Annotated in this window: 13 protein-coding genes; 6 read left to right on the top strand and 7 right to left on the bottom strand. The window is 69.1% G+C overall.

From position 1 onward, the window contains the following. Nucleotides 1-37 precede the first annotated feature (37 nt). The 3 genes from RG19_RS11340 to typA all read right to left on the bottom strand — a co-directional run bounded on the left by RG19_RS11340 (nucleotide 38) and on the right by typA (nucleotide 3,033). Entirely contained in the window at nucleotides 38-526 is a 489-nt protein-coding gene (locus RG19_RS11340) for a DUF2127 domain-containing protein (RefSeq protein ID WP_157515247.1), read from the bottom strand. Between the two features lie 10 nt (nucleotides 527-536). Continuing rightward, nucleotides 537-1,115, bottom strand: a complete 579-nt coding sequence (locus RG19_RS11335; protein WP_058835357.1) for a 2'-5' RNA ligase family protein — start codon at nucleotides 1,113-1,115, stop codon at nucleotides 537-539. A 76-nt stretch (nucleotides 1,116-1,191) separates the two neighbouring features. Then, on the bottom strand, nucleotides 1,192-3,033 hold the full coding sequence (gene typA / locus RG19_RS11330) for a translational GTPase TypA (protein ID WP_058835356.1): 1,842 nt from the start codon (nucleotides 3,031-3,033) through the stop codon (nucleotides 1,192-1,194). Nucleotides 3,034-3,542: 509 nt separating this feature from the next. Here typA and RG19_RS11325 point away from each other — a divergent pair. The 4 genes from RG19_RS11325 (at nucleotide 3,543) to prpE (ending at nucleotide 8,019) form a co-directional block, all read left to right on the top strand. After that, entirely contained in the window at nucleotides 3,543-4,037 is a 495-nt protein-coding gene (locus tag RG19_RS11325) for a peptidylprolyl isomerase (RefSeq protein WP_058835355.1), read from the top strand. A gap of 255 nt (nucleotides 4,038-4,292) precedes the next feature. After that, the gene (locus RG19_RS18255) at nucleotides 4,293-4,649 is read left to right on the top strand and encodes a glutaredoxin family protein (RefSeq protein WP_058835354.1); all 357 of its coding nucleotides are present in this window, start codon (nucleotides 4,293-4,295) and stop codon (nucleotides 4,647-4,649) included. A 43-nt stretch (nucleotides 4,650-4,692) separates the two neighbouring features. Continuing rightward, on the top strand, nucleotides 4,693-5,679 hold the full coding sequence (locus tag RG19_RS11315) for a malate dehydrogenase (protein WP_058835353.1): 987 nt from the start codon (nucleotides 4,693-4,695) through the stop codon (nucleotides 5,677-5,679). A gap of 420 nt (nucleotides 5,680-6,099) precedes the next feature. Next, the gene (gene prpE, locus RG19_RS11310) at nucleotides 6,100-8,019 is read left to right on the top strand and encodes a propionate--CoA ligase (protein WP_058835352.1); all 1,920 of its coding nucleotides are present in this window, start codon (nucleotides 6,100-6,102) and stop codon (nucleotides 8,017-8,019) included. Between the two features lie 141 nt (nucleotides 8,020-8,160). On the opposite strand, the gene RG19_RS11305 is transcribed toward prpE, so the two are convergent. After that, entirely contained in the window at nucleotides 8,161-9,414 is a 1,254-nt protein-coding gene (locus tag RG19_RS11305) for a citrate synthase family protein (protein WP_058836572.1), read from the bottom strand. A 142-nt stretch (nucleotides 9,415-9,556) separates the two neighbouring features. On the opposite strand from RG19_RS11305, the gene prpB reads away from it, so the two are divergent. After that, the gene (gene prpB, locus RG19_RS11300) at nucleotides 9,557-10,450 is read left to right on the top strand and encodes a methylisocitrate lyase (RefSeq protein ID WP_058835351.1); all 894 of its coding nucleotides are present in this window, start codon (nucleotides 9,557-9,559) and stop codon (nucleotides 10,448-10,450) included. Between the two features lie 119 nt (nucleotides 10,451-10,569). Beyond that, nucleotides 10,570-11,724 (top strand): bifunctional 2-methylcitrate synthase/citrate synthase, encoded by a 1,155-nt coding sequence (gene prpC, locus RG19_RS11295; protein WP_058835350.1) that lies wholly within the window; start codon nucleotides 10,570-10,572, stop codon nucleotides 11,722-11,724. 154 nt (nucleotides 11,725-11,878) lie between these two features. Here the strand turns inward: prpC and RG19_RS11290 are convergent, their stop codons facing one another. The 3 genes from RG19_RS11290 to RG19_RS11280 form a co-directional block, all read right to left on the bottom strand. Next, nucleotides 11,879-12,490: a glutathione S-transferase family protein gene (locus tag RG19_RS11290; RefSeq protein WP_058835349.1), complete on the bottom strand. Its 612-nt coding sequence runs from the start codon at nucleotides 12,488-12,490 to the stop codon at nucleotides 11,879-11,881. Nucleotides 12,491-12,599: 109 nt separating this feature from the next. Next, nucleotides 12,600-13,109 (bottom strand): cell wall hydrolase, encoded by a 510-nt coding sequence (locus tag RG19_RS11285; RefSeq protein ID WP_058835348.1) that lies wholly within the window; start codon nucleotides 13,107-13,109, stop codon nucleotides 12,600-12,602. A gap of 315 nt (nucleotides 13,110-13,424) precedes the next feature. Further along, a complete protein-coding gene (locus RG19_RS11280) occupies nucleotides 13,425-15,467 on the bottom strand; it encodes an NADPH-dependent 2,4-dienoyl-CoA reductase (protein WP_058835347.1) in 2,043 nt (680 codons plus the stop codon). Between the last annotated feature and the right edge of the window lie 244 nt (nucleotides 15,468-15,711).

The raw sequence follows: 15,711 nt of genomic DNA, 5'->3' as shown, positions 1-15,711 counted from the left end.
TGCCGAGAACCGTCGCCGGGTCCCGAGATGTCCTGCGTCAGTCGTCGCGTCTGCGGCGCAGCAGGTCACGGGCGAGGATCCAGACGATGGCCAGATTGACCGCGAACACCGTGGCCGGCAACCAGCCCGGGCTGCGGATCAACTCTCGAATCTCGAACGGCAGGTAGATCGCGGCACCGATACAGCCCAGCCACGAGGCCCATGCGCGCATCCGCCACAGGCCCCAGGCCTCGACGAAGCGCAGGCTCGCATACAAGGCGAGGATCGCCATCGCCAGATGCAGCGTGTGCGGGTCGAGCATGCGTTCGAGCCAGGCGAGCCGAGCGCCGTCCAGCGGCATGCCTAGGCGCAGCGCGAGGGTTTCGACGGTGCGTTGCAGGGCAGGGACGCCCAGCCAGCCCAGTCCACCTGCGCTCAGCAATGCCGCGACGCCTTTTGCGGCCTCGAACGCGGCCACTGCGCGCAACTGCCCGCTGCGGGCGCCGGCGGAGGATCTCGGTGGCGGGGCGGAGGGCGGAGCGGGCATGGCGGCCATGTCAGTCCAGGTGCATCGAGGGTGGCGCGCCGGATTCGCCCAGCGGCCACCAGTGCACGGTGTCGTACCGTGCCGGCGCGGTACGCGCCAGTGCGATGCTGCCTATCTCGGTCGCGATCGGCAGCGGCAGTGGCGTGGACGACGGCCATCGCGTCGGCAGGGCGGGCAGGCGTTCGCGCGTCGCGGCGTAGGCCAGGGTGATGTGCGGCGAGGGCGGACGGGCTTCGCCTGCGTGACCGCAGGCCCGGGCCGCGGCATCGAGACGTGCGAACAAGGTGGAGAGGTCCTCGTCGGGCGCCGTGCGCGCGACCAGGACATTGGCGCCCGGCCAGGTTTCGATCCGGTCGATCCGGAGCGCGAGCCGTGGGGTCCGCGCCGCGACATCGGCCAGCGCCGCGTACAGCGGCGCCGGATCCGCAGGCAGTCCCTCCGCCAGGAAGCGCAGGGTCATGTGGAACTGCGCCCGCGCCCGGAAGCGCAGCGGCGGCAGACCGGGAAACGCCGACGGCACCGCTGCGCACAGGGATTCCAGCGCGTCGAGTGCGGGGCCCTCCGGCATCCAGGCGACGAAATCGCTCATGCGCGGGTCGGGCGTCGGGTCCGGCCGGAGAGAACGGACCCGACGCTTCGGATCAGGCCATCAGGCCGCGCCGCCATCAGGCTGCGCGGCTGGCCCGCTTGCGGTCGCTTTCGGTCAGCATCTTCTTGCGCAGGCGGATTTCCTTCGGGGTGACTTCGACCAGCTCGTCGTCCTCGATGAAGTCCAGGGCCTGCTCCAGGCTGTACTTGAGCGCCGGGGTCAGCTTGATCGAATCGTCCTTGCCCGAGGCGCGCACGTTGGTCAGCGGCTTGCCCTTGATGACGTTGACGGTGAGGTCGTTGTCCTTGGAGTGGATGCCGACCAGCTGGCCTTCGTACACGGTGTCGCCTTCGGCGGCGAACAGGCGGCCGCGCTCTTCCAGCGGGCCGAGCGAGTACGCCGGGGTCATGCCCGGGGCGTTCGCGATCATCACGCCGTTGTTGCGCTTGGCGATCGCGCCGGTTTCCTTCGGGCCGTAGTGGTCGAAGACGTGAAACAGCAGGCCGGAACCCTGCGTCAGGGTCTTGAACTCGTTCTGGAAGCCGATCAGGCCACGCGCCGGGATCATGTAGTCCAGGCGCACGCGGCCCTTGCCGTCGGGCTCCATGTTCTTCAGCTGGCCCTTGCGGATGCCCAGCTTCTCCATGACGCCGCCCTGGTGCTGTTCCTCGACGTCGACCACGAGCTGCTCGACCGGCTCCATCAGTTGCCCGTCGATCTCCTTGATGATGACCTCGGGACGCGACACGGCGAGCTCGTAGCCTTCGCGGCGCATGTTCTCGATCAGCACCGACAGGTGCAGCTCGCCGCGGCCGGAGACCAGGAACTTGTCGGCGTCGGCGGTCTCCTCGACCTTCAGCGCGACGTTGTGCAGGGTCTCGCGCTCCAGGCGCTCGCGGATCTGGCGGCTGGTGATGAATTTGCCGCCGCTGTGCTCCTTGCTGCCGGCGAACGGCGAGTTGTTGACCTGGAAGGTCATCGAGATGGTCGGCTCGTCGACCGTCAGTGCCGGCAGCGCCTCGGGCGTGTCGAGCGCGCAGACGGTGTCGGAGATGCTGAGGTCCTGCACGCCGGCGATGGCGACGATGTCGCCGGCCTGCGCATCCTCGACCTCGATGCGCTCCAGGCCCAGGAAGCCGAGCACCTGCACCACCTTGCCCTGACGCTTCTTGCCTTCGCGATCGACCACGCTGACCGGCATGTTCTTGCGCAGCTTGCCGCGCTGGATACGGCCGATGCCGATCAGGCCGACGAAATTGTTGTAGTCCAGCTGGCTGATGCGCATCTGGAACGGGCCTTCGGGATCGACCTCGGGGGCGGCCACGTGCTGCATGATCGCTTCGTACAGCGGGGTCATGTCACCCGAGCGCGCGGCATCGTCCAGGCTGGCGTAGCCGTGCAGCGCCGAGGCGTAGACGATCGGGAAGTCGAGCTGCTCGTTGGTCGCGCCGAGCTTGTCGAACAGGTCGAACACCTGGTCGATCACCCAGTCGGGGCGTGCGCCGGGGCGGTCGATCTTGTTGACCACCACGATCGGCTTGAATCCCATCGCAAAGGCTTTCTGGGTGACGAATCGGGTCTGCGGCATCGGGCCGTCCATGGCGTCGACCAGGATCAGCACCGAGTCGACCATCGACAGCACGCGCTCGACCTCGCCGCCGAAATCGGCGTGGCCCGGGGTGTCGACGATGTTGATCCGGTTGCCTTGCCAGTTGATGGCGGTGTTCTTGGCCAGAATCGTGATGCCACGCTCCTTTTCCTGGTCGTTGCTGTCCATCACGCGCTCGGCGAGGACGGTACGCTCGGACAGGGTGCCGGACTGCTTGAGCAGCTGGTCGACGAGAGTGGTCTTACCATGGTCGACGTGGGCGACGATGGCGATATTGCGCAGGCGTTCGATGGGCTGGGAAGCAGTCATGGGAGCGGGCACGGGCAAAGGCGCGCCGGAGATGAGGCAGGGCGCGACGGTTGAGGGCAAGGTAAGTCCCGGATTATAGCGTGTTGCGCCGCCGCATGGCCGCCCGGGCGCGGTGCGGGTTCAGGCGGCCGGTGCCGGGCCCTGTGGTGCGGCCGGCGGGCGTGGGGTGAAAAGACGGAAGCACGGGTAGGGCGATAACAGCCGGAGCCGTCGGCACGGAAGACGTCGAGCCGGTCGGGCCGCGAGCAGGCCCAGGCGTCGCACGCTGCGGTGCAGCCATTTCAGACCATCCAAATAGCCTGAATGGCCTCCATCCCGCCGGCCGGGTCGAATCGCGCCGCCTGGCCCGGGACGCGGACATCCGTTCGGGGCGGAGCCCGCGCGACCGGGCTGCTGGCGCGGGACGGCGGCGCGCGCAGGGATCGTTCCTCGCGAGTCGACCCGCTTGAATCGTCCAACCGCTGCCCGCATGTGCTGCAGGACATTTCCGTCATCCAAGGACTTCGCCCATGTCGCTCCACGCCCTCTTCGATACCGACCGCGGCCAGATCAAGGTCGAACTGTTTCCCGACAAGGCGCCGTTGACGGTGGCCAATTTCGTCAATCTGGCCAAGCGCGGCTTCTACGACGGCCTGGGCTTCCATCGCGTGATCGCCGATTTCATGATCCAGGGCGGCTGTCCGGAGGGCTCGGGCCGCGGTGGCCCGGGCTACCGCTTTGAGGACGAGACCGACAACGGCGTGCGCCACGAGCGCGGCGTGCTGTCGATGGCCAATGCCGGCCCGAACACCAACGGCAGCCAGTTCTTCATCACCCACATCAAGACCGACTGGCTGGACGGCAAGCACACCGTGTTCGGCAAGGTCATCGAGGGCCTGGATGTCGTGGACGCGGTCAAGCAGGGCGATGCGATCAAGTCGGTCAAGATCGAGGGCGATGCCGATGCGGTGCTGGCCGCCAAGGCCGACCGCGTCACCGAGTGGAACAAGGTGCTGGCGGCCTGACGCCTGTCCGTATTGCCTAGTCGTCGGCCAGCGGGCCGATGCCGGTGCGGTGCTAAAATGATCGGCCCGGCGACGCTGCCGCCGGGCCGTTTCTGTCTTCCGGATCCGTCTGTATGCCCACAGCCGCCCCGCCTGCCGGTCTGCCCGCTTGCCGCCTCCGCGCGGGACTCATCGGCATGGCCGCGCTGCCGCCGATGACGTCGCGCGCGGTGTTGGTTCGCGCCGTCCGGGCCGGACGGGACCGGAGCTGACCCGGTGCGCTGGCCGGTCCTGCTGCTGTTGCTCGCCGGGGTTGGCGCCCTCGTCCATGTCCAGGGCCGTGCGGGATCCGCGCTGCAGCCCGACGATCCCCGCAATGTCACCGGCGACGATCGCATCGTCATGCTGGCTGCAGAATGGTGCGGCTACTGCCGCAAGCAGCAGCAGGATTTCGCGCGTGCCAAGGTGCGTTACCGCGTGCTCGATATCGACACCCCCGAAGGTGACCGCGCCTTGAAGGCTCTGGGCGCGCGGGGCGTGCCGACCACCGTGATCGGCCAGAACGTGGTCCGCGGTTACGACACCGCCGCACTCGACCGTCATCTGCTCCCCCTCGGCTATCGCGTCTATTGATGCGCCGCCGTTCCCAACCGCAATGCAAAGAGGATTCGACGCAATGAAGACCCCCGTCCGAGTCGCCGTGACCGGCGCCGCCGGCCAGATCGGCTATGCCCTGCTGTTCCGTATCGCCTCCGGCGAGATGCTGGGCAAGGACCAGCCGGTCATCCTGCAGCTGCTCGAGCTGCCGATGGAGAAGGCCCAGGCCGCGCTGAAGGGCGTGATGATGGAGCTGGAGGACTGCGCGTTCCCGCTGCTGGCCGGCATGGTCGGCACCGACGATGCGGAAGTCGCGTTCAAGGACGCCGACATCGCCCTGCTGGTCGGCGCGCGTCCGCGCGGACCCGGCATGGAGCGCAAGGACCTGCTGCTGGAGAACGCCAAGATCTTCACCGCCCAGGGTGCGGCGCTGAACAAGGTCGCCTCGCGCGACGTCAAGGTGCTGGTGGTCGGCAACCCCGCCAACACCAACGCCTACATCGCGATGAAGTCCGCTCCGGACCTGCCGGCGAAGAACTTCACCGCGATGCTGCGCTTGGATCACAACCGCGCGCTGAGCCAGTTGTCGGCCAAGCTCGACAAGCCGGTCGGCGGGATCGAGAAACTGATCGTGTGGGGCAACCACAGCCCGACCATGTACCCCGACTACCGCTTCGCCACCGCCGACGGCGCGTCCATCGGCGATGCGATCGACGACCAGGCCTGGAATGCGGACACCTTCATTCCGACCGTCGGCAAGCGCGGCGCGGCGATCATCGAGGCCCGCGGCCTGTCCTCGGCGGCCTCGGCGGCCAACGCCGCCATCGACCACGTCCGCGACTGGGTGCTGGGCAGCGACGGCAAGTGGGTGACCATGGGCGTGCCGTCCGACGGCAGCTACGGCATTCCGGAAGGCGTGATCTTCGGTTTCCCGGTGATCACCGCCAACGGCGAGTACACCCTGGTCAAGGACCTGCCGATCGACGACTTCAGCCAGACCTACATCGACAAGACCCTGGCCGAGCTCGAGGAAGAGCGCAGCGGCGTGGCGCATCTGCTGGGTTGATCCGCGCGTCCTTCGTCTGACGACCCACGGTCCGCGATGCGGACCGTGGGTTTTTTGTTCGTTTCCCGGGTGAGGGAGCGGGCGGAACGAAAGCAGGTGGGTGTGTGGGTTTCGGCGGGAGCGTCGCCGCAACCGGGGCATGCTCCTCGGCGCGGTCAGCCATCCATGGCTGACTCGCCGCCGCAGGCCCGCTGCGCGGTCCGGCCCCTCGCAGGGCTCGGGGCGTTCGCACCGACGCGCGGCATGCCGCGCAAGCCGTCGGCGCTCACCCATGGCCTGTCCGCATACCCCGGCCGCCTGGACGCGGCGTCCTCACGGAACCCATGTCGCCGGCACCAGCCCTGTACGACCAAGGTCGCAAGGTCGGTGCGGGCGCCGGCGCCTATGCTCGCGGAAGCACGTTCTGGGAGGGATGCGCACATGGGACACGAGGGCAGCGGGTACGAAGTCGCGGGGTACGAGGCCACTTATCGCCGTTCGATCGAGTCGCCCGAGGCGTTCTGGGGCGATGAAGCGAAGCGGATCCACTGGCACGTGCCGCCGAAACGGATCCTCGACGATTCGAACCCGCCGTTCCGGAAATGGTTCGTCGGCGGCGAGACCAATCTCTGCTACAACGCGGTCGACCGGCATCTGGACGCGCGCGGGGATCAGCTGGCCCTGGTGGCGGTCTCCACCGAGACCGGGCAGACGCGCGAGGTCACCTACCGCGCGCTGTATCGCGAGGTGAACGCATTCGCGGCGGTGCTGCAGCGGCTCGATGTCGGACGCGGCGATCGCGTGGTGATCTACATGCCCAACATGGCCGAGGCGGTGTTCGCGATGCTCGCCTGCGCGCGGATCGGCGCGGTGCACTCGGTGGTGTTCGGCGGGTTCGCCGCGCACAACCTCGCCCTGCGTATCGACGATGCGGAGCCGAAGCTGCTGATCGCGGCCGATGCCGGCAGCCGTGGCGGCAAGGTGATTCCTTACAAGCCGCTGGTCGACGAGGCCTGTGCCCGCGCCGCCGCGCCACCGCCGCACGTGTTGATCGTCTCGCGCGGCCTCGACCCGGCCGAGCCGAGAATCGCCGGGCGCGATGTCGACTATGCCGCGCTGCGCGCCGAGGTCGGCGATGCCGACGTGCCGGTGGCGTGGCTCGAATCCAACGAGCCGAGCTATCTGCTCTATACGTCCGGTACCACCGGCAAGCCCAAGGGCGTGCAGCGCGATGTCGGCGGCTATGCGGTGGCGATGGCGCAGTCGATGGAGACGATCTTCGACTGCGCGCCCGGCCAGGTGATGTTCTCCACGTCCGATGTCGGCTGGGCGGTGGGGCACTCCTACAACGTTTACGGGCCGCTGATCGGCGGCTGCACCTCGTTGTTGTACGAGGGCCTGCCGGTGAATCCGGATCCCGGCATCTGGTGGGCGCTGTGCGAGAAGTACCGCGTGCGCACGATGTTCTCGTCGCCGACGGCGATCCGCGTGCTCAAGAAGTCCGACGTCGGCTACATCCGCGACCATGACCTGTCGCCACTGGCGTGGCTGTTTCTGGCCGGCGAGCCGCTCGACGAGCCCACCGCGACGTGGATCAACGATGCGCTGGGCAAGCCGGTGATCGACAACTACTGGCAGACCGAGACCGGCTGGCCGGCGATCACGCTGATGCCGGGGCTCGACATGAAACCGGTGAAGTTCGGTTCGCCGGGGCTGCCGAATCTCGGTTACCGGATGAGGGTCATCGACGAAGGCACCGGCAAGACCGTCGCCGCAGGCGAGAAAGGCGTGCTGGTGATCGAGCCGCCGCTGCCGCCCGGGTGCATGACCACGGTCTGGCGAGACGACCAACGCTTCCTCGACAGCTACTTCAGCCATTTCGACGAATTGCTGTACAGCTCGCTGGACTGGGCGATCCGGGACGAGGACGGCTACACCTTCATCCTCGGCCGCACCGACGACGTGATCAACGTGGCCGGGCACCGGCTGGGTACGCGCGAGATCGAGGAGGTGGTGGCGGCGTGCCCGGCCGTCGCCGAGGCGGCGGTGATCAGTGTGGCCGATTCGCTCAAGGGGCAGGTGCCGATCGTCTTCGCCACATTGCGCGACGCCGGCGCCGACGACGATGCGCGGACCCGGGCCGGGCGAGACATGCAGCGCGCGGTCGACACGACGCTGGGCGCGGTGGCACGGCCGGCGCGGGTATACATCGTCAACGCGTTGCCCAAGACCCGTTCGGGCAAATTGTTGCGGCGCTCTTTGCAGGCGCTCGCGCAGGGGCAGGATCCCGGCGATCTATCGACGCTGGACGATCCCGGTGCGCTGGACGAGATCCGGCGCGCACTTGCGCGCGACGACTGAGCGGGTTCGCGGCGGCGCCTCCACGGGCCGTGCGACGCTGCATCGAGGCGGGCGGGACATGCACGCGGCCGCTGAACTGGTGGCCAGTCGCGGAGCGCCATCGCTGAGGATCGCGTGGCATCGACCCAGGCCCGTGTCGGCTCAGGCTGCAGGCGGAGTGTCCGTCGTTGGGCCCACTGCGGAGCCGGTGGCCGGTGCGACGCCGGTGTAGCGCGCCCTGGGTCGGATCAGCCGGCCCTGCGCCTGCTGTTCCAGGGCGTGCGCCAGCCAGCCGGTCAGGCGTCCGGCGGCGAACAGCACGAGGGCGGGCGCTGCGGGCAAGGCATGCACATGGCAGATCGCGGCCAGCAGGCAATCGATGTTGGGTCGTTCGCCGCTGACGTCTTCGGCGGCGGCGACGATCGTCTCCAGATCCCGAAGGGCCGCACTGTCGGGATGCATGGCACGCAGCAAGCGCAGCAGTGCCGCGGCGCGTGGATCGCCGTCGGGATAGAGCGCATGGCCGAAGCCCGGCAGGTCGTCGCCGCGTTGCCAGCGCGAAGCGATGACGGTGTGCGGATCGCCGGCGCGGGCTTCGTCGATGAGCGCCCAGGCGCGCGCGGTGGCGCCGCCGTGGCGCGGCCCGGACAGCGCGGCCAAGCCGCTGCAGGCGGTGGCGTGCAGGTGCGCACCGGTGGAGGCGACCACGCGGGCGGCAAAGGCGGACACGTTGAGCTCGTGATCGGCGCACAGCACCAGCGCTGCGCGAAGCAGATCGGCGAATCCCGCATCGCCGGGTCGCCAGGCCGTGGCCAGAACCTCGTGTATCGGTGTCGTCCCTCGAGGGCCGGCGACCAGCAGCGCGGCGGTGTCGCGCAACAGCCGCGCGGCGATGGCGTGGCGTGCCCGGGGCGCTGCGGTGAACGATTGCGGGACGTCGAGCGCAAGCAGCGGCAGGGCGGCCATCGCGCGCTCCAGTGGCGGCAGCGCCGTGTCGGCGGCGAGTGCGACGACACGCGCCGGCCAGGCTGCAGCGGCGAGATCCGCGAACGGGTCGTCCGCGCAGTCCCAGAGCAGACACGCAATACGTTCCAGCGTGGCACCGGCCTCCACCGCGGCCACGGCGGATTGGCCGCGGTAGTAGGGCGCATCCGGACGGATCAGCGAGATCCGCGTTTCCAGCACCGGCAGGCCGCGGTCCAGGCTCTGGGCGGCACCGCTGGCAGCACCGCGTCCGCTGCGGCGGCGCTGCACCAGGCGTTCCACGTCCTGCCGTAGATAGACGCGGCTGCGATGGTCGGCGCCGGGGCGGGAGCGGAGCAGGCCCCGGCTGACGTACGCATACAGCGTGGCCTGGGTGATGCCGAGCAGGGCGCAGGCCTGGGCTGCCGTGAGGAGGTCGCTTTCGGATGTCATGCAGATATGTTGATCGCATTGATCAAGATTGATCAATGCATCGGATGCTGCCAGATTGACCGCCGTTCCGGGACTGCCGCGCGGTCCCATGCCGGTCGGGCCCATCACCTGGTCCGCTCGGCCCGATGCAAGGAGTTTCCGCATGTCCAACGCGTCCCCCACCACGCCCGGCGCGGCGTTCCGCGCCGCTCTCGCGGCAGAGTCTCCGCTGCAGGTGATCGGTGCGATCAACGCCAACCATGCCCTGCTCGCGCAACGCGCCGGGTTCCAGGCGATCTATCTGTCGGGGGGCGGCGTGGCCGCCGGCTCGCTGGGCCTGCCCGACCTGGGCATCAACACGCTCGAGGACGTGCTGATCGACGTGCGTCGGATCACCGACGTGTGCGATCTGCCGTTGCTGGTGGACATCGACACCGGCTTCGGCGCCAGCGCGTTCAACATCGAGCGCACGGTGAAGTCGCTGATCAAGGCCGGCGCGGCCGCCTGTCATATCGAGGACCAGGTGGGTGCCAAGCGGTGCGGTCACCGTCCGGGCAAGGAGATCGTGTCGCAGGGCGAGATGGTCGACCGGATCAAGGCGGCGGTGGATGCGAAGACCGACCCGGACTTCTTCCTGATCGCCCGTACCGATGCGATCCAGGTCGACGGCGTGGATGCCGCCATCGAGCGCGCGGTGGCCTGCGTGGCTGCCGGCGCCGACGGCATCTTCGCCGAAGCCGCCTACGATCTCGACACCTACCGCCGTTTCGTCGATGCGGTGAAGGTGCCGGTGCTGGCCAACATCACCGAGTTCGGCAAGACGCCGCTGTTCACCCGCGACGAACTGGCGTCGGCCGGCGTGGCGATCCAACTGTTTCCGCTGTCGGCTTTCCGCGCCGCCAACAAGGCCGCCGAGCAGGTCTATGCGGCGGTGCGCCGCGACGGCCACCAGAAGGCGGTGGTCGATACCATGCAGACCCGCGAGGAGCTGTACGAACGCATCGGCTACCACGCCTTCGAGCAGCGCCTCGACGCGTTGTTCGCATCGAAGAAGTAAGTTTTCCTGCTGCGGATTTCCGCTGATGAGCGCGGATACGGCGAAACGCAGGATCAGAGCATGCAATTCGTGTCGGTCCGCGTATCCGCGGCCAACACGCTCATATCGGGAGAGATCAGATGAGTGAGACCACCGTCCCCGGCTTCAAGCCGAAGAAGTCCGTCGCCCTGAGCGGCACCGCCGCCGGCAACACCGCGCTGTGCACGGTGGGTCGCACCGGCAACGACCTGCATTACCGCGGTTACGACATCCTCGATCTGGCCACCACCAGCGAGTTCGAGGAAATCGCCTATCTGCTCGTGCACGGCAAGCTGCCCACCGAGGCGGAGCTGCGCGGCTACAAGGCCAAGTTGAAGTCGCTGCGCGGCATACCCGCCGCGGTCAAGGCGGCGCTGGAAGAGTTGCCGCCGTCGGCGCACCCGATGGACGTCATGCGCACCGGCGTGTCGGTGCTGGGGTGCGTGGCGCCGGAGAAGGACGACCACAACCATCCCGGCGCGCGCGACATCGCCGACAAGTTGATGGCCTGCCTCGGCTCGATGTTGCTGTACTGGTATCACTGGAGTCATAACGGCCGCGCCATCGACGTGGAAACCGACGACGACTCCATCGGCGGGCACTTCCTGCACCTGCTGCACGGTGTCGAGCCGCCGGCCTCGTGGGTCCGCGCGATGCACACCTCGCTCAACCTGTATGCCGAGCACGAGTTCAACGCCTCGACGTTCACCAGCCGTGTCATCGCCGGCACCGGCAGCGACATGTACAGCTGCATCGCCGGCGGCATCGGTGCGCTGCGCGGGCCCAAGCACGGCGGTGCCAACGAGGTCGCGTTCGAGGTGCAGAAGCGCTACGACACGCCGGACGAGGCCGAAGCGGACATCAAGGCGCGGGTGGAGCGCAAGGAAGTGGTGATCGGCTTCGGCCATCCGGTCTACACGGTCAGCGATCCGCGCAACAAGGTGATCAAGCAGGTCGCGAAGGATCTGTCCGAGGAGCAGGGCAGCCTGAAGATGTACGACATCGCCGAGCGGCTGGAGACGGTGATGTGGGACATCAAGAAGATGTTCCCGAACCTCGACTGGTTCAGTGCTGTCAGCTACCACATGATGGGCGTGCCGACCGCGATGTTCACGCCGCTGTTCGTCATCGCCCGCACGGCCGGCTGGAGCGCGCACGTGATCGAGCAGCGTATCGACGGCAAGATCATCCGCCCCAGCGCGAACTACACCGGTCCCGAGAATCTCGCGTTCGTGCCGATCGACCAGCGCCGCTGACCGGGCGGACGGCGCCCCGCGAGGCGTCCCGCCGGGCACCTGGCCCGCGGGCGCGACCTCTGTCCGGGGACACCGGATACGACACAGGCCACGCGGATCCGCGTGGCCTGTGTCGTCGTGGCCTGGCAATGACCGCGTATCGCGCCGGGCCCGTTCAGTCCGCGGGCTGTTCGGCGGCCAGGGCGCGCACGACGCCCGGGTCCTGCTGGATACGCTCGAAGAAGCGGGCGAGGTTGTCGAGTCCGGACAGGTCGAGCTCGAAGCGGTGCGCCCAGCGCAGAACCACGAACAGATAGGGGTCGGCGATCGAGCGTTGCCCCGTCAACCAGTCGCGGCCTTCGAGTTGCCGGTCGAGCAGTTCGAACAGCGTGCGCAGCCTGCGACGCGCCAGATCCTTGGAGCGCGTTTCCAGGGTTTTGTCTTCCAGCCATCGGGTCGCGCCGAAGAGCGGATGGAACGCGGGATGTACGTCGGCATTGAGAAAGGCCAGCCACCGCTGGGTCTCGGCGCGGTCGTGCGCGGTGTCGCCGGTCAGTTCGGCCTGAGGCGCGCGTTCGGCGATGTAGCCGAGGATGGCCGCGTTCTGGGTCAGCACCCAGTCTTCGTCTTCGAGCACCGGCACCGCGCCGAGCGGGTTCAGTGCGAGGAATGCCGGCGATTTCCAGTCGTCGCGGGCGACGTGCTGCGCCTCGAACGGCAGGCCGGCCCATTCGAGCGCGATGTAGTCGGCCATCGCGCAGGTGCCGGGCGTGTAGTAGAGCTTCATGACGAAGCCTCGCTGACGGGAGCGAGGATTGTGGTCCTGGCGCGTGTGCCCGGCGTAGAGGTCGGCGGGGGAGCCGTCGCCGCCCGGGCGCGGATGCACGGGCGGGCGGTCAGCCCCGCGCAGCGACGCCGGCGTTGGCGGGTACCGTCGCGGCCTGCCGATCGAGCACACGTGGCGCCAGGCGCTGGACGCGCAGGAAGGTGTGGTCGCCGATCTGCGCCACCTGGTAGGCGTTGCGCCAGGTCGGGCTGGCGATGCCGTGGGCCATGAAGTGGCTGGCACCGGGCACGATCTCCTGGCGCTCGCCGGGCGGCAAGGCCCAGTTGCGCTCGGAATCCAGTGCGATGGTGACGGCCTGTGACCACGCTTCGGTGTTGTTGAGGCGGGTCCGCGGCGACACGATGGTCGGCGCGAACTGCTTGCGTGCGGTGACCACCTCGCACATCGATTCGCCCCACAGGCCGCTGTCCTGGCGGCGCAGCGCCACCTCCGCCACGGCCTTCTGGCCACGTTCGGACTGGTTGCGCGCCTCGAGATACACGGTGGTGCTCAGGCAAAGCGAATCAGCGGCGGGCTGCGGCAGGATGCCGGCCAGCCAGAGAATCCAACTCAACTGCATGTTCGGGTCCTTGCTCCGTTGCGCCGGCCGGCGGCGCCACCCTGGACGGGCGGGACGACGGAGCACGGCATGGCGATAGGCACGTCCGGCTTCGTGCCGGGACGCTCGCGAGGGATTCGCGACAAGGGCAGCGGCTCTTCGGCGCGCTTCTGCCCGGGCACCGGGGTCGCCGAACGCGACCCGGGCCGGATTCCGATCGGCGGGCCGGCCGGAAGGTGGGCGCAAGGTAAGGTCGCGATTCGCAACCCTTCCTGAATGCGCGGCCGGCGTCGGGTTGCCCCCGCGGCCGGTCCGTGTTTGGCCTGAACGGGCGGTTCAGAGGTCGGCGGCGAGCCGGCTGCCCTGTGCGATGGCGCGCTTGGCGTCGAGTTCCGCGGCCACATCGGCACCGCCGATCACGTGCACGGAGACGCCCATCGCCTCCAGTGGCGCCTGCAGTGGGCGGTGCGGTTCCTGCCCGGCGCAGATCACGACATGGTCGACCGGCAGTACCTGCGGCGTGTCGTCGATACGGATGTGGAAGCCCGCGTCGTCCATGCGCTCGTAGCCCACGCCGCCGAGCATCTGCACACGCGCGGCCTTGAGGGCGGCCCGGTGGATCCAGCCGGTGGTCTTGCCCAGCCGGCTGCCGGGCCGGCCGGGGCTGCGTTGCAGCAGCCACAGCTCGCGAGCGGGTGCGGCCGGCTGTGCCGGCAGCAGGCCGCCCGGCGCCTCGAAGGCGGGATCGATGCCCCAGTCGCGCATCCAGCGCGCCGGATCCAGCGTCGGCGACGGGCCGTCGTGGGCGAGGAACTCGGCCACGTCGAAACCGATGCCGCCGGCGCCGACCAGGGCGACCCGACGGCCGGGAACGATGCGGCCGCTCAGCACATCGAGATAGGTGATCACGTCGGGACGGTCGTGACCGGCGAAGTCGACGGGGCGCGGCCGCACACCGGTGGCGAGCACCACGACGTCGTAGCCGGTCAGCATGTCGATGTCGGCGGTGGTGCCCAGACGCAGCTCGACATCGGTCTCGGCGATGCGATGGCGGAACCAGCGCAGGGTTTCGTCGAATTCCTCCTTGCCGGGGATCCGCCGGGCGAGATTGAACTGCCCGCCGATGGCGTCGCCGGCTTCGAACAGGGTCACCTGGTGACCGCGCGCCGCGGCCACCGTGGCGCAGGCCAGCCCGGCCGGCCCGGCGCCGACCACGGCGATGCGTTTCGGCGTCGCTGCCGGCAGGTAGTTCAGCTCGGTCTCGGCGCATGCGCGCGGATTGACCAGGCAGCTCACCGTGCGGTTGGCGAACACATGGTCCAGGCAGGCCTGGTTGCAGGCGATGCAGGTGTTGATCGCCTCGGGCCGGCCGGCGCGCGCCTTGGCCACCCAGTCCGGGTCGGCCAACAGCGGCCGTGCCATCGACACCATGTCCGCGCCGCCGCCGGCCAGGATCGCCTCGGCGACCTCGGGCGTGTTGATCCGGTTGGTGGTCACCAGCGGCAGGCCCACATGCGGGCGCAGTTTGGCGGTCACGCCGGCGAACGCTGCACGCGGCACCGAGGTGGCGATGGTCGGCACGCGCGACTCGTGCCAGCCGATACCGGTGTTGAGCAGGGTCGCACCGGCCGCCTCGATGGCCTGCGCCTGGGCGACGATCTCGTGCCACGGCGAACCGTCCGGCACCAGTTCCAGCATCGACAGGCGGTGGATCAGGATGAAGTCCGGCCCGCAGGCCTCGCGGATGCGCGCCACGATCTCGGTGGCGAAGCGCATGCGCCGTGGCAGATCGCCGCCCCAGGCGTCGTCGCGCCGGTTGGTGCGCGCGCTGGCGAAGGTGTTGATCAGATAGCCTTCCGAACCCATCACCTCCACACCGTCGTAGCCGGCGTCGCGGGCCAATCGCGCCGCGCGCACGTAGGCGCGCAGGGTGCGCTCGACGCCGCGCGCCGACAGCGGGCGCGGGGTGAACGGGTTGATCGGCGCCTTCGCTTTCGACGGTGCCACCGACAGCGGGTGGTAGGCGTAGCGACCGGCATGCAGCAGTTGCAGGCAGATCTTCGCGTCGTGCGCGTGCACGGCGTCGGTGACCGCCCGGTGCCGACGCGCGTGGGCGCCGCGGGTCATCGCCCCCGCGAACGGTTTCAGCCAGCCCTCGACATTCGGTGCGTAGCCACCGGTCACGATCAGGCCCACGCCGCCGGCCGCGCGCTCGGCGAAATAGGCGGCCAGGCGCGGCACGTCGCGGGCGCGGTCTTCCAGGCCGGTATGCATCGAGCCCATCAGCACCCGGTTGCGCAGGGTGGTGAAGCCGAGATCGAGCGGGGCGAGCAGGTGCGGATACGGCGAGGCGCTGGCTTCCGGCATGGCGGGCGTCATTGTGGATACGCTGGCGTATGGATGGGGCAGGATGCCGTGTCCGCCGACCGGGCGCAACGCGTGAAGCGGATCCCCATGCCTCCGCCGGGCGCTGGCAGGGTGCCGCCTAGTGCGGTGCGTTCTCGCATGAGCCGCGCGTCGGCTTCGGTGCAGGAAACGTGTTGGAGGACCGATGGTCGCCCGCTGTTCCGGGACGGGGCACTGCAGCCGTCAAGCGGCTGCGCGGTCGCCGCGGCACGGCCCG

The sequence above is a fragment of the Luteimonas abyssi genome, from assembly GCF_001482195.1.
In the GTDB taxonomy this organism is placed as follows: Bacteria; Pseudomonadota; Gammaproteobacteria; order Xanthomonadales; family Xanthomonadaceae; genus Luteimonas; species Luteimonas abyssi.
This window is presented reverse-complemented; position numbering and strand designations above follow the sequence as displayed.